Consider the following 16,889-nt stretch of genomic DNA (forward strand, 5'->3'; position numbering starts at 1 on the left):
AAGGGCACCATGCCGGGGAAACGCCATGCCGATCGTCCAGGCCGACCGCCTCACGCGTATCAGCGCCGCGCTGCTTCGTGCCGCCGGGGCTTCCGAGGAAGAGGCCGACGCGGTCGCAAGCGGCTGCGTCAACGCCAACCTCGCCGGCCACGATTCCCACGGCGTGATCGCCATTCCCACCTATGTCGACCGCATCAAGGCCGGCCACATCGTGCCCGGCGCCAGATGGACCATCGTGCAGGAATCGCCGACGACGACCGTGATCGACGGCCAGTGGGGTTTTGGCTTCCACGTCAACGCCAAGGCGATGGCGCTGACGATCGAGAAAGCGAAGACGGCGAATGTCGCCGCCTGCACCGTGTTCCGGCAAAGCCATGTCGGCCGCCTCGCCGCCTATCCGCTGATGGCGATGCGCGAAGGGATGATCGGGATTGCAACGGCGGATTCCGGCCGTTCGCCGAAGCATGTGGCGCCGTTCGGCGGCAAGGAGGCACGGCTCGGCACCAATCCGATCTCGATCGCGGTGCCGTCCGATCTCGATGCGCCTTTCTACCTGGACATGGCGACCTCTGCGGTCGCGGCCGGCAAGATCCAGCTCGCGGTCGCCCGCGGCGAGGAGATTCCGCCGGGGTGGATCATCGATGCCGAAGGACGACACACCACCGATCCGACCCAATACCGCAAGGGCGGCGCGTTGCTGCCGCTCGGCGGCACCGAGGGCTACAAGGGCAGCGGCCTCGCCGCCATGGTCGAGGTCCTGTGCGGCCTGCTCACCGGCCTCGGTTTCGGCGTCGAGCCCACGGGGCGGCACAATGACGGCTGCTTCATGGCCGTGTTCAACGTCGCCGCGTTTCGCCCGCTGCACGACTTCAAGCGCGAGGTCGCCGAGTTCGCGCACTATCTCAAATCGACCCCGCCCTCCGAGGGCAGCAAGGGCGTGTTCTATCCCGGCGAGATCGAGGGCGTGCGCGAACAGCAGCGCCTGCGCGACGGCATCGAGATCGAGGATGCCACCTGGGAAAAGCTGCGCGCGCTGGCGCGCGAGTACAGGCTCGATACAGTCCTCGACCTGGCCTGACGGATTTCGGCCTGACGCAATTCGGAGAACAGCAGCATGACGCGGCAGATGGTACTGGTCGGCTTCCTTCAGGCGCAGAACTGCACGAATTTGCCGAGCTCGTGGCGTCATCCGGACTCGCGCGACGATTCGATGTCGGCGGACTATTATCAGGAGATCGCCAAAATCCTCGAAGCCGGCAAGTTCCACATGGCCTTCTTCGACGACCGGCTGGCGATGCCGGACCGCTACGGCAACGATCACGCCCACACCGTCGAATACGGCATCCGCTGCGTGAAGATGGATCCCCTGATCGTGCTGACCACGATGGGCATGGTTACGGAGAAGCTCGGGTTGGGGGCGACCGGCTCGACGACTTATTTCGAACCTTTCGACATCGCCCGCCGCTTCGCAACGCTCGACCTGATGTCGGGCGGTCGTGCCGGCTGGAACGTCGTGACCTCGCTCAATGACGGCGAGGCACACAACATGGGGCGGGACTCTCATCCCGAACATGATTCCCGCTACGACCGCGCCGACGAATTCATGGAGATCGTGCTCGGCCACTGGGATACGTGGGAAGACGGCGCGCTCATCATGGACAAAAAGAGCGGCCGCTTCGCCGATCCAGCCAAGGTGAAGCGGCTCGATCACAAGGGCCCATTCTACAAGTCGCGCGGTCCCTTCACGGTGCCGCGCTCTGATCAGGGCCATCCCGTGATCATCCAGGCCGGCGCGTCCGGCCGCGGCCAGCGCTTTGCCGGACGATGGGGCGAAGTGATCTTCACCGCTGCCCGCAATCTCGCCGCCGCCAAGGAAGGCTATGCGTCGGTGCGTAACGAGGCCGCGAAAGCCGGCCGCGATCCGGAGGCGATGTTTCTCTGCAACCTGACGACACCGGTTTGCGCCGCGACCAAAGCCGAGGCCGAAGACAAGATGGCGCTGATCAACAAGCTGCCGCTGCAGATCGACGCGCTGTCGCTGCTGGCCGAAGCGCTCAACTACGATTTCGCCTCCAAGGATCTCGACGAGCCGCTGACGACGGAAGAATTGAAGAGCATGCAGGGCATTCTGGGCATCCGCGACGGCGTGCTCAAGAACTCCGGCAAGAGCAATCCGAGCGCGCGCGACTTCGTCACCTTCTCCGGCCGCGGTCAGGTCCAGGATGCGATGGTTGGCGGCCCCAAGGAGATCGCGGACAAGCTCGAAGAAATGTTCGTCGAACGGGGCTGCGACGGCTTCGTCATCGCCGCGACCTATGTGCCCGGCTCCTATGCCGATTTCGTGCAACATATCGTACCGGAATTGCAGCGGCGCGGATTGTTCCAGAAGGAATATCGCGGCAAGACGCTGCGTGAAAATCTCGGGCTCAAGCGGCCGGCTGCCGGCGACTGGAAAGTGCAGCCGCGCGATGCCGCGGAATAACAACGGAGACACGGCATGCGCTGGCTGAAATTCACCGCCGCGGACAAGCCGTCCTGGGGAATCGCCGAGGGTGACCAGGTGATCGCGATCGAGGGCGATCCCTTCGGCGAATGGCAACGCACCTCGCGCACGCATCCGCTGTCGCAGGTCAGAATCGACCTGCCGCTGATTCCGCGCACCTTCTACTGCGTCGGCTTGAATTACCTCAAGCATCTGAAGGAAGCCGCCGACAAGCGCGGCGAAGTGCCTGCTGTCCCCGACCGCCCCGAGATCGGCTATCGCGCGCAAAACGCGCTGATTGCGCATGACGAGGACGTGGTGATTCCGTCCTTTGCTACGGACAAGATCCACTACGAAGGCGAACTCGTCGTCGTCATCGGCAGAAAGGTCAAGCATCTCACCAATCAGAATGCCATGGATTGCGTGTTCGGCTACACCATCGGCAACGACGTCAGCGAGCGCAGCTGGCAGAAGGCCGACCGCAGCCTCTGGCGCTCGAAGAACGCCGACACGTTCAAGCCGATGGGCCCGTGGATCGAGACCGAAGCCGACCTCGACAAGATGGAAACGATCGTCCGGGTCAACGGCAAGGAGACCAACCGCTTCCACACCAACGACATGATCTTTGGCGTGGTGCCGTTCCTGGTCGAGCTGACCAAATACTTTACGTTATGGCCCGGCGACGTGATCTGGATGGGAACGGATGGAGCCTCGCCTGATATCAAGCATGGCGACGTCGTGGAGATCGACATCACCGGCATCGGCACGCTGCGGAACAGGTTCGTGCGGGAGGAGCGGTGATCCTCATCCTGAGGAGCTTGCGAAGCAAGCGTCTCGAAGGATGAAGGCCCGGTTGTGGTGTCGCGCTTCGAGACGGCCGCTACGCAGCCTCCTCAGCGCAAGCTCAAAACGGCAGCGCCACGCCCGTCTTGATCTCTTTCAGCACCACGTTGCTTCTCACATAGCGAATGCCGGGAATGCGGAACATGAAGTCGTCGAGGAATCTGTTGTAGGCCGCCATGTCCTGCACGACGACGCGCAGATGATAATCGGCATCGCCCGTGGTCGCAAAGCACTCCAACACCTCACGCCGCGTGGTTACCCGCGCGACGAACTCGTCGACGAATTTTGCGTCGTGCCGTTCCAGCGAGACGTGGAGGATCGCGGACATCGCAAAGCCGGCCTGCTCGCGCGCGACGAGGGCCGCATAGCCCTGGATGGCACCGCGCTCCTCCAGCGCGCGCACCCGGCGCCAGCACGCCGAGGTCGACATGCCAACCGCGTCGGCGAGCTGCTGGTTGGTGGCGCGGCCGTCCTTCTGGAGATAGGCGAGAATCCGCGCGTCTTGGTCTTCGATCATGGAAAGCACCAAAATGGATTTATCTACCGTTTTGTAAAATATATCGGACAATTCTACCATAATGGATGTTCTATTCGGGAAAATAGGTAGGACCTACCAGTCGCCCAGGCCTACCCTTCTCCGATGGCAAGGATGCCGCGGGAGGTCCGCATGGACGCCATTTCGTCACTCGACGCCTACGAGCTTTCCGACCGCTACGATCGCGAAGTGGGCCGCGTCTTCCTTACAGGCACGCAGGCCATCGTCCGCATTGCGCTCGACCAGGTGCGGCACGACCGTGCCGCGGGGCTGAACACGGCGGGCTTCATTTCGGGCTATCGCGGTTCGCCGCTCGGCGGCATCGACCTCGAACTGTGGCGCATCCAGGAGCGACTGAAGCGGGACCGCATCGAATTCCTCCCCGCAGTGAACGAAGATCTTGCCGCGACTGCGGTGCTCGGCTCACAACAGGTCGAAACGCAGGCCGACCGCGCGGTCGATGGTGTGTTCGGGCTCTGGTACGGCAAAGGCCCCGGCGTCGATCGCTCCGGCGATGCGCTGAAACACGGCAACGCCTACGGCTCCTCGCCGCATGGCGGCGTGCTGGTGGTCGCCGGCGACGACCATGGCTGCGTCTCGTCCTCGATGCCGCACCAGTCCGACGTGGCCTTCATGAGCTGGTTCATGCCGACGCTCCATCCCGCAAGCGTCAGCGAATATCTCGAATTCGGTGAATATGGCTACGCCCTGAGCCGCTTCACCGGCATGTGGGTCGGCTTCAAGGCGATCTCGGAGATCGTGGAATCCGGCGCTTCCGTCGCGCTGCGCCCGCCGCGCGCCTTCCACACGCCAGACTTCACGCCGCCGCCCGGCGGCTTGCACTATCGCTGGCCCGATCTACCCGGCCCACAGATCGAGGAGCGGCTGGAGGCGAAGAAGCACGCGGTCTACGCCTTCGCCAAGGCCAATCCGATCGATCGTCACATCTACGACATCCCGGGCGCCACCTACGGCATCGTCACCACGGGCAAGGCGCATCTCGATCTGATGGAAGCGCTGCGGCTGATGGGTCTCGAGGAAGCAGCCTGCCGCAGCATCGGCATCGACATCTACAAGGTCGGAATGGTCTGGCCGCTGGCGCTGCATGACGCGATGGCGTTCGTGAAGGGCAAGCGCGAGATCCTCGTGGTCGAGGAGAAGCGCGGCATCATCGAAAGCCAGTTCAAGGAATATTTTTACGATTATCCGGGCGAAAAACCCGAGCGCATGGTCGGAAAGCACGACGAAACCGGCGCGCGGCTGATCTCCTGGATCGGCGAATTGTCGCCGCGAGCGCTCGCTGGGGTGCTCGCACGCCGTCTCGATCCGATCTTCCCGGGCCTCAATCTCGCCGCGCGCGCAGCCGGCTTGATGCCTGAGGCTGCGCGCACGATCAACGTCTCTGGTGCGACGCGCACGCCCTATTTCTGCTCCGGATGCCCGCACAACATTTCGACAAAAGTGCCGGAAGGATCGAAGGCGCTGGCCGGCATCGGCTGTCATTTCATGGCGAGCTGGATGGACCGCGAGACATCGTCCCTGATCCAGATGGGCGGCGAAGGCGTGAACTGGGCCGCCTCGTCACGATTCACCGGAAGCAAGCACGTCTTCCAGAATCTCGGCGAAGGCACCTACTATCACTCCGGTTCGATGGCGATCCGGCAGGCGATCGCGGCCAAAGCCAACATCACCTACAAGATCCTGTTCAACGATGCCGTCGCGATGACCGGCGGCCAACCCGTCGACGGCCCGATCAGCGTCCACGCCATCGCGCACAGCGTCCGCGCCGAGGGCGTTGCGCGCATCGCGCTGGTGTCGGACGATCCAGCGCAATTTTCGCCCGGCGACTTGCCGGTCGGCGTGTCCATCCATCCGCGCGAAGAGATGGACAATGTGCAGCGCGAGCTGCGCGAAATCTCAGGCGTCTCGGTGCTGATCTATCAGCAGACCTGCGCGACGGAGAAACGGCGTCGCCGCAAGCGTGGCCAGATGGCCGATCCCAAACGCTTCGCCTATATCAACGATCTCGTCTGCGAGGGCTGCGGCGACTGCTCGGTTGAATCCAACTGCCTCAGCGTGGAGCCCAAGGAGACGCCGTTCGGCCGGAAGCGCCGGATCAATCTCTCATCCTGCAACAAGGACTTCTCCTGCCTCAACGGGTTCTGCCCGAGCTTCGTCACCGTTGAGGGCGCGACGCGCCGGAAGAAGGGCGCGAGCCGGATCAACCCGGTCGGCCACGCGGCCACGCTTCCGCTGCCCGCGCCCGCACCGCTCGACCGTCCCTATGATCTGCTCGTCACCGGCGTCGGTGGCACCGGCGTGATCACGGTCGGCGCGCTGATCGGCATGGCGGCGCATCTCGAACGAAACGGCGTCTCGGTGCTGGATTTTACCGGCTTTGCGCAGAAATTCGGGCCGGTGCTGAGCTACATCCGATTGGCTGCATCCCCCGACGCGTTGCATCAGGTCCGCATCGACCAGGGCGCGGCCGATGCGCTGATCGGCTGCGACCTCGTCGTCAGCTCCTCGCCAAAGGCATCCGGCACCTATCGGAAAGGCACGCGCGCCGCGGTCAACACCGCGGAGATGCCGACCGGCGACGTCGTCCGCTTCCGCGACGCAGATCTCGCCTCACCTGCCCGCCTGCGCGCGATCGGCCAGGTGATCGGCGACGGCAATCTCGACACCATCAACGCCAACGCGCTGGCCGAGCGCCTGCTCGGCGATGCCGTCTATGCCAACATCGTCATGCTGGGCTTTGCCTGGCAGCACGGACTGCTGCCGGTCTCGCTGTCGGCGCTGTTGCGAGCAATCGAGCTCAACGGGGTCGCGGTAGAACGCAACAAGCAGGCTTTCGCCTGGGGCCGGATTGCAGCGGCCGATCCCAACTTCTTGCCGAAGATGGACGACGCGCCCAAGGCAGAGACGCTCGACCAGCTGATCGACCGCCGCGCCGACTTCCTCACGGCCTATCAGAACGATGCGTATGCAACGCGCTATCGAGCACTCGTTGCAAACGTTCGCAAGGCCGAAGCCAAACTGAATAGCGGAGCATTGACCGAAGCAGTCGCGCGCGCGCTGTTCAAGCTGATGGCCTACAAGGACGAATACGAGGTGGCACGGCTGCACATGCAGAGCGGTTTCCTCGACGAATTGAAAGGCGAATTCGAAGGCGACTTCAGCATCCAATATCACCTCGCCCCGCCGTTCCTGCCGTCGAAGCGCGACGCCCGCGGACGTCCGCGCAAGCGCGCCTTCGGGCGATGGATCCAGATGCCGCTTGCCACGCTGGCGCGATTGAAAGGATTGCGCGGGACGCCGTTTGATCCGTTCGGCTACACGGCGGAACGGCGCGCGGAGCGGGAACTGATCACCTGGTACGACGGCGTCATCAGACGGCTGCTCGGCGGGCTCGACGCGGCGCATCTGCCAAGTCTCGTCGCCATTGCAAAAGCGCCGATGGATATCCGGGGCTACGGGCCGGTTAAGGACGCCGCGATCGGGAAGGTAAAGGCCGAGGTCGAGCGGCTGTTCGCCGAGCTCGACGCGCCATCACCTGCAAAGATGCGCGCCTACGGTTGACGGGGCGCCGACGAAGCTTCAGCCTCTGGAGCCGAGGCGCGCCCTGATGGCGCTCCTGCAACGGGGTGACGCCTCATGGATTTCGACCAGTTGACCCTGACCCAGGCTGTAGCCGACCTCCGCGCCGGAAAAATCACGAGCACCGCACTCACGACGGAAGCTCTCGCCCGCGCCACGGCCAATGCCGATCTGAATGCCTTCGTCACCCTGGACGAGGCCGGCGCCCTGAAAGCTGCGGCCGCATTCGACGCGAACGACAACAAGGACAACACGCTCGGCGGCGTTCCCATCGTGATCAAGGACAATATCGAGGTCGCGGGACTGCCCTGCAGCGCGGGAACGCCAGCGCTGAAAAATTACGTTCCGAGGGCCGACGCGCCGGTGGTCGCAAAGCTGCGCGCGGCGGGCGCGGTCATCATCGGCAAAACCAGCATGCACGAGCTCGCCTTCGGCATCTCCGGCTACAACACCGCATTCAAGACCGGCGCGGAGTTCGGCGTGCGCAACGCCTATGACCGCGCCCTGATCGCCGGCGGCTCCTCCTCCGGAACGGGCGCCGCGATCGGCGCACGGATCGTCGCGGGCGGTCTCGGCACCGACACTGGCGGATCGGTCAGGGTTCCCGCCGCGCTGAATGGATGTGCCTCGCTCCGCCCGACGGTCGGACGCTATCCGCAGGCTGGCATCGCGCCAATCTCGCACACCCGCGACACCGCGGGTCCGATGGCAGCGACCGCGGCGGATGTCGCGCTGCTCGACCGCGTCATTGCAGGTGGCGATGCCGTTCAGGCGGCCGATCTGAGGCTGGTGCGGATCGGCATCGTAAAGACGATGCTGAGCAATCTCGACGCCGACACCGACGCCGCATTCCAGGCAGCCCTCACGAAAATGAAGACGCAGGGCATCACGATCGTTGAGATCGAGATGCCGCATCTGGCCGAACTCAACGTCCAGGTCGGCTTTCCCGTCGCGCTGTACGAGGCCTATGACGACATGGTGGCCTATCTGGCGCATAGCGGCACCGGCATCACCATTGACGCACTGGCGCGGGAGATCGCGAGCCCCGACGTCAAGGGCACCTATGACGGCCTCGTGATCCCGCGCAAGCTGCCAGGTCCAGACAATACGCTGGTCGATGCCGAGCCGATCTATGACGCGGCCATCAGGTCCGCGCGACCCGCCCTGCAGGCGCTCTACGGCAAGACCTTTGCGGACAACCGGCTCGATGCCATCGCCTTCCCGACCACGCCGCGTATCGCCATTGCCTCCAATCCCGATTCCAGCAGCCTGGAGAATTTCGCCCTGTTCATCCAGAACACCGATCCCGGCAGCAATGCCGGCATTCCCGGCATCCAGATTCCGATCGCGCTCGGCGCCCGGAGCAAACTGCCGATCGGGCTTGAATTGGACGGCCCCGCGGGCAGCGATCGCGGCCTGCTTGCGATCGGCATGGCACTCGACGCCGTGTTCGAGCGATTGCCGCCGCCGCGCCAATCATGAATACGGATTGATCAGCTTCTGCTGCTCGGCGCTGTGATGCACGAGCATGTCGATGAAAGTCCTGACCTTCGCCGACAGATGATGCCGGTGCGGATAGACGGCGTTCATCGACATCTCGACCGGCCGGTACTCGGGCAGCAGGCGAACGAGCCGACCGGCTTCGAGATCGTCCCGAACGAGAAAACCCGCCATCAGGCAGACGGCAGCGCCTTCCAGCGCCACCTTCCGCAAGGCCTCACCGCTGTTGGTGATGAAGCTGCCGGAAATCCGTACCGATGCCGGCGCGCCCTTGCGATCGAAAAAGCGCCAATCGTCGCCGAAGGGATAGTTCAAATGGCGCCCGCAATTGTGCGCCGTGAGCTCATCGAGCTTCTGCACGCGACCGTGCTTGTCGAGATAATCGTGCGAGCAGCACAGCACGTGACGCCAGGTGGCAAGGCTGCGGACGATCAGGCTCGAATCCGGCGGCGCGGTCATGCGCAGGGCAACGTCGTAGCCTTCTTCGATGAGGTCGATGTCCGCTTCGCCCATGCGCAGATCGATCTTGAGCTCTGGATAGGCCGACAGGAGCTTCGCCACCACGGGCGCGACGAACGGCACCATGTGCGTGGCGACGTGGATCCGCAGCGTCCCGCGCGGTACCGACTGCAATTCGCTCGCAATGTCGTCGGCCTGTTCGATATCGGCGAGGATCTGGATGCAGCGGTCGTAGTAGGCCTTGCCGATCTCGGTGAGATTGACCTTACGCGTGGTGCGCTGAAGCAGCCTCACCCCGAGCCGGTCTTCCAGCGCCTGAACGTGATTGCTCACCATGGTGGTCGACATGTTGAGCTTGCGGGCTGCTGCAGAGAAGCCGCCAGTCTCGACCACCCGGCTAAAGACTTCGAGGCTCGTCAATCGGTCCATGCCGACTGATTATCCGCTCTTGGTCGATAATCGCAAGGAATTCTGTCCGATTATCCGTCAGATTAGCTCGCGCGCGGATGGCGGATGGGTTAGCCGCAATCCTGCGACAGAGGCGGCAATCGCTCTGGGGCAGTCGCACCTCCGGCTCGGTAGACCATACGCGAAGGCGGGATTCCCGGACTATCCACTCTCAGCGGATAATCCTTCCGGTATTTCGCCGATTATCGATCGCCCGAAGAAGACCGATAGTCTCAGCCACCCGACAGGAGACTGCCATGTCCGAGATGCCCCGCACCGAAAACTTCCAGCAAGCGACTGAGGTACTGCAAGCTTCACCGCCGGTGCCGGTGCGTGGTCCGACCCGGAATATGGTTCGACGGGCGGCGTTGGCGCTCGCGTTTCTCGCGGGCACAGCAGCGATTGTCCATTACGGACACGACTACTGGGTCAACGGCCGTTATCTCGAGACAACCGACGACGCCTATGTGAAGGCCGACTCCACGATCGTCGCGCCAAAAGTCTCGGGCTACATCGCCAAGGTGCTGGTCAGCGACAACGAAAAGGTCAAAGCGGGCCATCTGCTGGCGAAGATCGACGACCGCGACTTCAAGGCGGCGCTCGACCAGGCCCGCGCCGATGTCGCTGCGGCGGAAGCGTCGGTGCGCAACCTCGACGCCCAACTCGAACTCCAGCAGCCGATCATCGAGCAGAGCACGGCCGATGTCGCTGCTGCGGACGCGAATCTGAAATTTGCGCAGGAGGAGCGCGCCCGCTACGACGATTTGATGAAGTCGGGCTCAGGCACGATTCAGCGCGCACAACAGACTGACGCCGCGTTGCGCGCCAGCAACGCGCAACTGCAACATGCCAGGTCGGGCCTCGTGGCCGCGCAACGCAAGATCGACGTGCTCACCACCCAGCGCGCGCAGGCGACAGCCCAGCTCGAGCACGCGCGCGCGGTCGCGGAGCAGGCGACCCTGAATCTCTCCTACACCGAGATTACCGCGCCGGTCGACGGCACGGTTGGCGCCCGCTCACTGCGCGTGGGACAGTTCGTGCAGGCCGGCACGCAATTGATGGCGGTGGTGCCGCTCGATGCAGTCTATGTCGTGGCGAATTTCAAGGAGACGCAGCTCACTCATGTCCGCGCCGGCCAACCGGTCGAGCTGCACGTCGACAGTTTTCGCAATCAGACCCTTCGCGGCCATGTCGACAGCCTGTCGCCGGCGAGCGGCCTTGAATTCGCACTGCTGCCGCCCGACAACGCCACCGGCAATTTCACCAAGATCGTGCAACGGGTGCCGGTAAAGATCGTGCTCGACGACCACAGCCTGACCGGGCTGCTGCGCCCCGGCATGTCCGCGGCGCCGACTATCGACACCAAACAGGCCGTCATGGCCGAGCGCAAGACGGCCAAGCGCCTCGCCGATAATGCGGCGCGACCCAACGGAGGCTAAAGGCCGGCTCCGGCAGCAATATCAAGTCCTGCCGGATGATCCTTCCCACGCTTCCGCGATGATCGAAGCCATCCGCCTGATGCATCCTGTCTCCGTACCCGAGACGAGGCCCTTCATGAGCACGCTCCAACCCGCCCTGAACGCCGCTTCCGCCGCCAGCCTTCCTGCTCCGGCCGCGGCCGCCACGCCGGTGGTTTCCACCAAGACCTGGATTGCCGTGATCGGCGCGACACTCGGCGCCTTCATGGCGGTGCTGAACATCCAGATCGTCAATGCCTCGCTCGCCGACATCCAGGGCGCGATCGGCGCCGGCATCGACGATGGCGGCTGGATCTCGACCTCTTATCTGATCGCGGAGATCGTGGTCATCCCGCTCTCGGGCTGGCTGGCGCAGGTGTTCTCGATCCGCATTTATCTGCTCACCAACGCGGTCCTGTTCCTGATCCTGTCGGCCGCCTGTGCGCTGGCGCAGGACCTGCCGCAGATGATCGTGCTGCGGGCAGTGCAAGGTTTTACCGGCGGCGTGCTGATTCCGATGGCGTTCACGCTCATCATCACATTGCTGCCGCGCGGAAGGCAGCCGGTCGGCCTTGCGCTGTTCGCGCTGTCGGCGACGTTCGCGCCCGCGATCGGCCCGACCATCGGCGGCTATCTCACCGAAAATTTTGGCTGGCAGTACATCTTCTACGTCAATGTCGTCCCGGGCGGGATCATGGTCGGCATGCTCTGGTACGCGCTCGATGCAAAGCCCATGAAGCTTGGGCTGCTGCGCGACGGCGACTGGGCCGGCATCATCGCCATGGCGATCGGACTGTCGGCGCTGCAGACCGTGCTTGAGGAAGGCAATAAGGACGACTGGTTCGGCTCGCCCTTCATCGTCAAGCTGTCCGTCATCGCGGCCGTGGCGCTGACCGCCTTCCTGATCATCGAGCTGACCGTGAAGAAGCCGCTCCTCAACCTGCGCCTGCTGGTCCGCCGCAATTTCGGCTTCGGCATGCTCGCGAATTTCCTGCTGGGAATCGCGCTCTACGGCTCGGTGTTCATCCTGCCGCAATATCTGGCTCGCATCCAAGGCTACAATGCCGAGCAGATCGGCATGGTGCTGGCATGGACGGGCCTGCCGCAGCTCCTGCTGATCCCGCTGGTGCCGCGGCTGATGCAGAAGCTCGATGCGCGGCTCATCATCGGCGTCGGCTTCGTCCTGTTCGCGGCCTCCAACTTCATGAACATCTACATGACCGGCAACTATGCCGCCGATCAATTGCTCTGGCCCAATGTGGTTCGTGCGATCGGCCAGGCGCTGGTGATGGCGCCGCTGTCTGCGGTGGCGACCTCGGGCATCGAACCGGAGAACGCGGGCTCGGCCTCCGGCCTGTTCAACATGATGCGCAATCTCGGTGGCGCCGTCGGCATCGCGCTGTTGCAGACCCTGCTGACCAAGCGCGAGCAGTATCACTCCAACGTGCTGATGCAGTCGGTCTCGCTGTTCGAGCAGGCGACGCGGACGCGGCTGGAACAGCTCACCCAATACTTCGTCAATCACGGCATTCTCGACCGGGCGGACGCGTTGCATCGCGCCTATGTTGCGATCGGCCATATCGTGCAGAAGCAGGCCTATATCCTCGCCTTCAGCGACACCTTCTATCTGCTCGGCGTGGCACTGATCGTCGCGCTGATCGCCACCCTCTTCCTGAAGAAGGCCGGCCCCGCCTCGGCCGGCGGCGCCCACTGACATCACCCCAGCAAGCAAGGAGAACGACCATGAAACCCCGCATGAATTTCTACCAGGCCGCACCCGACACGATGAAGGCGCTGATGGCGCTGGAAGAGCAGATCCAGTCGACCGGCCTCGAGAAATCGCTGATCGAGCTCGTCAAGATCCGCGCGTCGCAGATCAACGGCTGTGCCTTCTGCATCAACATGCACACCGAGGACGCCCGCAAGCGCGGCGAGACCGAGCAACGCATCTATCTACTCAACGCCTGGCGCGAATCGCCGCTCTACACCGACCGCGAGCGCGCGGCGCTGGCCTGGACCGAATCAGTGACGCTGATCTCCGAGACGCACGCGCCTGATGACATCTACGAGCAGGTCCGCACGCAATTCTCCGATGCGGAGACGGTGAACCTGACCATGCTGATCGGCGCCATCAATGCCTGGAACAGAATCGCGATCGCGTTCCGTGCGGTTCACCCGGTGAAGGTGAAGGCGTCGGTGGCGTAAGATGTTCTTGGCTGTCATGCCCCGCGCAGGCGGGGCATCCAGTATTCCAGAGACAGCGAGATTAATCACCGCCCGCGCGGCGGACTGGATCGCCCGCCTTCGCGGGCGGTGACACCGAGTGCGCCGCTTAAACCGCCGTCGCTTTGGCGAACTCCACGTAGATCTCGCGCAGCCGCGCGGCAAGCGGGCCGGGCTTGCCGTCGCCGACCTTCTTGCCGTCGATCGCAACCACCGGCTGGACGAACAGCGACGCCGAGGTGGCGAAGGCTTCCTTGGCGGCGAGCGCCTCGGCGACCGTGAAGGAACGCTCCTCGACGCGGAGCTGACGCTCTTCCGCCAGCGCCACCACCGCCTTGCGGGTGCAGCCCGGCAGGATCGCGTTGGAGTTCTTGCGGGTCACGATGACGTCGTCCTGGGTCAGGATGAACGCCGAGGACGAGCCGCCTTCGGTGACGTAGCCGTCTTCCAGCATCCAGGCCTCGCCCGCACCGGCTTCGGCCGCGGCCTGCTTTGCCAGCACTTGCGCGAGCAGTGCCACGCTCTTGATGTCGCGCCGCTCCCAGCGGATGTCGGGCACGGTGATCACGTTGATGCCGGTCTTGGCCGAGGCGGCGTTGATGATGTCCTTCTCCGACGTGAACATTACCAGGCTCGACTTGACGTCGCCCTTGGGGAAGGCGAAGTCGCGGCCCTTGTCGGCGCCGCGGGTGACCTGGAGATAGACGAGGCCGTTCTCGACCTTGTTGCGCGCGATCAGCTCCTTCTGGAGCTCGGTGATGCGCTCGACCGTCTCGGGCAGCTTCAGCTGGATCTCGCCGACCGAGCGCTCCAGCCGCGTCAGATGCGAGGCATTGTCGATCAGCTTGCCGTCGAGCACGGCCGAGACCTCGTAGATGCCGTCGGCAAACAGGAAGCCGCGATCGAGCACCGAAATTTTGGCGTCCGAGAGCGGGACGAATGAGCCGTTGACATAGGCGATCGGATCCAAGGCAGGTCTCCTGGCGGGAAGAGATATTTGGTGCGGTTATACGGGATTTGGCGACGCCCTGAAACCCGCCTTCGGCGCATCCCGGAATAACGCGAGAATTAATGCGACAGGATCTTCGACAAGAACTTCTGCGCACGATCGCTGCGGGGCTTGCCGAAGAAATCGTCCTTCGGGGCGTCCTCGACGATCTCGCCGCGGTCCATGAAGATCACGCGGTTGGCAACCTTGCGGGCAAAGCCCATCTCGTGGGTGACGACCATCATGGTCATGCCCTCATGGGCGAGGTCCACCATGACGTCGAGCACCTCGCTCACCATTTCGGGGTCGAGCGCCGAGGTCGGCTCGTCGAACAGCATGACAATGGGATCCATTGCGAGCGCGCGAGCGATCGCCACCCGCTGCTGCTGGCCACCGGACAGGTTCGCGGGATACTTTTGCGCCTGTTCCTTCAGGCCGACGCGCTCCAGCAGCTGCATGCCTTTTGCCATCGCCTTGTCGCGCGACCGGTCGAGCACCTTCTGCTGTGCGAGACAGAGATTGTCGATGATCTTCAGATGCGGAAACAGCTCGAAATGCTGAAACACCATGCCGACACGCGAGCGCAGCTTGGGCAGATTGGTCTTGGGATCGTTGACCTTGGTGCCATCGACGCTGATGTCGCCTTTCTGGAACGGCTCCAGCGCGTTGACGCATTTGATCAGCGTCGACTTGCCTGATCCCGACGGACCGCAGACCACGACCACCTCGCCCTTGGTGACGCTGGTGGTGCAGTCGGTCAGCACCTGGAAGCTCGGGCTGTACCATTTGTCGACGTGGCTGATCTCGATCATGACAAACTCTATCGAATGATGGCGATGCGCGCCTGCAGGCGGCGAACGCCAAAGGACGCAACACAGGAAATGGTGAAGTAGACGATCGCTGCGAACAGATACATTTCGACCAGACGGCCGTCGCGCTGCGCGACCTTGCTCGCGGCACCGAGGAAATCGGTGATCGACAGCACGTAAACCAGTGAGGTGTCCTGGAACAGCACGATGGTCTGCGTGATCAGCACCGGCAGCATGTTACGGAAGGCCTGCGGCAGCACGACGTAGCGCATGGTCTGGGCGTATGTCAGGCCAAGCGCGTTGGCTGCGGCCGGCTGACCGCGCGAGATCGACTGGATGCCGGCACGCATGATCTCGGAGAAGTACGCGGCCTCGAACAAGATGAAGGTGATGAGCGAGGACGCGAACGCGCCGACACTGATCGGGCGCGACGCGCCGGTCACCCACTGCCCGATATAGGGCACCAGGAAGTAGAACCAGAAGATCACCAGCACCAGCGGCAGCGAGCGCATGAAGTCGACATAGACCCCGGCGATGCGGCCCAGGATCTTGAAGCCAGACAGCCGCATCAGCGCGATTGCCGTGCCGAAGATCAGGCCGCCGAGCGCCGCAAGTCCCGTGAGCATCAGCGTGAACGTCATGCCCTCGTAGAACAGATAAGGCAGCGTGCGGCGGATGACGTCGAAATCGAAATTGCTGAACATGGTGCTATTTCCCCGTGATGTAGCCGGGGATCGCGACGTAGCGCTCGAGGAAGCGCATTGCGGTCACGACGACGGCGTTGACGAGGAGATAGAGAAGGGTCGCGGCGGTGAAGGCCTCGAACACCTGGAACGAGAATTCCTGCATCGAGCGCGCCTGTCCGGTCAACTCAAGCAAGCCGATGGTGATGGCCACGGCCGTGTTCTTGATGGTGTTGAGGAACTCGGACGTCAGCGGCGGAAGGATGATGCGAAAAGCCATCGGCAGCAAAATATAGCGATAAGCCTGCAAGGTCGTCAGGCCGAGCGCGGTCGCCGCCATCTTCTGGCCGCGTGGGAGCGATCCGATGCCGGCCTGCAACTGCACGGCGACGCGCGCCGACATGAAGAACCCGATGCCGATCGCCGCCGTCCAGAACGGCGCATTCGGCAGCTGCTTCAGCCAGAGGCCGGCAGATTTCGGCAGCAGTTCCGGCAGCACGAAGAACCACAGGAAGAGCTGCACCAGCAGCGGCATGTTGCGGAAGAATTCGACATAGGCAAAGCCGAACCAGTACGCTCCCTTCGACGGCAGCGTGCGCATCACGCCGACGATCGAGCCCATGATCAGCGCGATGATCCATGCGAGCGCACCCGTCTTGAGGGTCAGCACCAGGCCCGACAACAGCATGTCGAGATAGGTGCCGGTCCCCATCGGGTTCGGCTCGAAGAAAATTCCCCAGTTCCAGTGGTAGTTCACGTGTCCCCCGCGCGAACGCGCCAGTCATGGATGTCCTGGCGCCTATGCAAATGTCCGGCCACCTTGGAGTCAAGATGGCCGGACACGATCCGGATCGAAAGATCGC

Annotated in this window: 14 protein-coding genes; 8 read left to right on the forward strand and 6 right to left on the reverse strand. The window is 63.6% G+C overall.

Annotated elements, in window-relative coordinates:
* Positions 1–25 precede the first annotated feature (25 nt).
* Genes N551_RS0101750 through N551_RS0101760 form a run of 3 tightly spaced genes read left to right on the forward strand, consistent with a single transcriptional unit; the run spans position 26 to position 3,283 of the window.
* A complete protein-coding gene (locus tag N551_RS0101750) occupies positions 26–1,078 on the forward strand; it encodes an Ldh family oxidoreductase (protein ID WP_027565475.1) in 1,053 nt (350 codons plus the stop codon).
* 36 nt (positions 1,079–1,114) lie between these two features.
* Positions 1,115–2,482, forward strand: a complete 1,368-nt coding sequence (locus N551_RS0101755; RefSeq protein ID WP_027565476.1) for an LLM class flavin-dependent oxidoreductase — start codon at positions 1,115–1,117, stop codon at positions 2,480–2,482.
* 15 nt (positions 2,483–2,497) lie between these two features.
* Positions 2,498–3,283 carry a fumarylacetoacetate hydrolase family protein gene (locus N551_RS0101760; RefSeq protein ID WP_027565477.1) on the forward strand — a complete coding sequence of 262 codons (786 nt, stop codon included), beginning with the start codon at positions 2,498–2,500 and terminating at the stop codon, positions 3,281–3,283.
* 103 nt (positions 3,284–3,386) lie between these two features.
* Here N551_RS0101760 and N551_RS0101765 read toward each other — a convergent pair whose 3' ends face one another.
* Positions 3,387–3,842, reverse strand: a complete 456-nt coding sequence (locus tag N551_RS0101765; RefSeq protein ID WP_027565478.1) for an Lrp/AsnC family transcriptional regulator — start codon at positions 3,840–3,842, stop codon at positions 3,387–3,389.
* 150 nt (positions 3,843–3,992) lie between these two features.
* Here N551_RS0101765 and N551_RS0101770 point away from each other — a divergent pair, with 150 nt between their 5' ends.
* Positions 3,993–7,442, forward strand: a complete 3,450-nt coding sequence (locus N551_RS0101770) for an indolepyruvate ferredoxin oxidoreductase family protein (RefSeq protein WP_027565479.1) — start codon at positions 3,993–3,995, stop codon at positions 7,440–7,442.
* Positions 7,443–7,517: 75 nt separating this feature from the next.
* Positions 7,518–8,942, forward strand: coding sequence for an indoleacetamide hydrolase (gene iaaH / locus N551_RS0101775; RefSeq protein WP_027565480.1), 1,425 nt, complete (start codon positions 7,518–7,520; stop codon positions 8,940–8,942).
* Here the strand turns inward: iaaH and N551_RS0101780 are convergent.
* The gene (locus tag N551_RS0101780) at positions 8,937–9,848 is read right to left on the reverse strand and encodes a LysR family transcriptional regulator (protein WP_027565481.1); all 912 of its coding nucleotides are present in this window, start codon (positions 9,846–9,848) and stop codon (positions 8,937–8,939) included. The genes iaaH and N551_RS0101780 overlap by 6 nt on opposite strands.
* Before the next feature lie 275 nt (positions 9,849–10,123).
* On the opposite strand from N551_RS0101780, the gene N551_RS0101785 reads away from it, so the two are divergent.
* The 3 genes from N551_RS0101785 (at position 10,124) to N551_RS0101795 (ending at position 13,528) form a co-directional block, all read left to right on the forward strand.
* Positions 10,124–11,305 (forward strand): HlyD family secretion protein, encoded by a 1,182-nt coding sequence (locus N551_RS0101785; RefSeq protein WP_027565482.1) that lies wholly within the window; start codon positions 10,124–10,126, stop codon positions 11,303–11,305.
* A gap of 115 nt (positions 11,306–11,420) precedes the next feature.
* A complete protein-coding gene (locus N551_RS0101790; RefSeq protein WP_027565483.1) occupies positions 11,421–13,037 on the forward strand; it encodes an MDR family MFS transporter in 1,617 nt (538 codons plus the stop codon).
* 29 nt (positions 13,038–13,066) lie between these two features.
* Positions 13,067–13,528 carry a carboxymuconolactone decarboxylase family protein gene (locus N551_RS0101795; RefSeq protein ID WP_027565484.1) on the forward strand — a complete coding sequence of 154 codons (462 nt, stop codon included), beginning with the start codon at positions 13,067–13,069 and terminating at the stop codon, positions 13,526–13,528.
* A gap of 127 nt (positions 13,529–13,655) precedes the next feature.
* On the opposite strand, the gene N551_RS0101800 is transcribed toward N551_RS0101795, so the two are convergent.
* From N551_RS0101800 to N551_RS0101815, 4 genes are all read right to left on the reverse strand, one after another.
* Positions 13,656–14,516, reverse strand: a complete 861-nt coding sequence (locus tag N551_RS0101800; RefSeq protein ID WP_027565485.1) for a D-amino-acid transaminase — start codon at positions 14,514–14,516, stop codon at positions 13,656–13,658.
* A 98-nt stretch (positions 14,517–14,614) separates the two neighbouring features.
* The gene (locus N551_RS0101805) at positions 14,615–15,346 is read right to left on the reverse strand and encodes an amino acid ABC transporter ATP-binding protein (protein WP_007597027.1); all 732 of its coding nucleotides are present in this window, start codon (positions 15,344–15,346) and stop codon (positions 14,615–14,617) included.
* An 8-nt stretch (positions 15,347–15,354) separates the two neighbouring features.
* Positions 15,355–16,047, reverse strand: a complete 693-nt coding sequence (locus N551_RS0101810; RefSeq protein WP_027565486.1) for an amino acid ABC transporter permease — start codon at positions 16,045–16,047, stop codon at positions 15,355–15,357.
* Positions 16,048–16,051: 4 nt separating this feature from the next.
* Positions 16,052–16,783 (reverse strand): amino acid ABC transporter permease, encoded by a 732-nt coding sequence (locus N551_RS0101815; protein ID WP_027565487.1) that lies wholly within the window; start codon positions 16,781–16,783, stop codon positions 16,052–16,054.
* Positions 16,784–16,889 lie beyond the last annotated feature (106 nt).

It is taken from the genome of Bradyrhizobium sp. URHA0013, from assembly GCF_000518345.1.
GTDB lineage: Bacteria > Pseudomonadota > Alphaproteobacteria > Rhizobiales > Xanthobacteraceae > Bradyrhizobium.

Excerpts from the sequence above, each read along its gene's own strand:
- N551_RS0101750 (WP_027565475.1), top strand. The coding sequence starts at position 26 with ATGCCGATCGTCCAGGCCGACCGCCTCACGCGTATCAGCGCCGCGCTG.
- N551_RS0101755 (WP_027565476.1), top strand. The coding sequence starts at position 1,115 with ATGACGCGGCAGATGGTACTGGTCGGCTTCCTTCAGGCGCAGAACTGC.
- N551_RS0101760 (WP_027565477.1), top strand. The coding sequence starts at position 2,498 with ATGCGCTGGCTGAAATTCACCGCCGCGGACAAGCCGTCCTGGGGAATC.
- N551_RS0101765 (WP_027565478.1), bottom strand. The coding sequence starts at position 3,842 with ATGATCGAAGACCAAGACGCGCGGATTCTCGCCTATCTCCAGAAGGAC.
- N551_RS0101770 (WP_027565479.1), top strand. The coding sequence starts at position 3,993 with ATGGACGCCATTTCGTCACTCGACGCCTACGAGCTTTCCGACCGCTAC.
- iaaH (WP_027565480.1), top strand. The coding sequence starts at position 7,518 with ATGGATTTCGACCAGTTGACCCTGACCCAGGCTGTAGCCGACCTCCGC.
- N551_RS0101780 (WP_027565481.1), bottom strand. The coding sequence starts at position 9,848 with ATGGACCGATTGACGAGCCTCGAAGTCTTTAGCCGGGTGGTCGAGACT.
- N551_RS0101785 (WP_027565482.1), top strand. The coding sequence starts at position 10,124 with ATGTCCGAGATGCCCCGCACCGAAAACTTCCAGCAAGCGACTGAGGTA.
- N551_RS0101790 (WP_027565483.1), top strand. The coding sequence starts at position 11,421 with ATGAGCACGCTCCAACCCGCCCTGAACGCCGCTTCCGCCGCCAGCCTT.
- N551_RS0101795 (WP_027565484.1), top strand. The coding sequence starts at position 13,067 with ATGAAACCCCGCATGAATTTCTACCAGGCCGCACCCGACACGATGAAG.
- N551_RS0101805 (WP_007597027.1), bottom strand. The coding sequence starts at position 15,346 with ATGATCGAGATCAGCCACGTCGACAAATGGTACAGCCCGAGCTTCCAG.
- N551_RS0101810 (WP_027565486.1), bottom strand. The coding sequence starts at position 16,047 with ATGTTCAGCAATTTCGATTTCGACGTCATCCGCCGCACGCTGCCTTAT.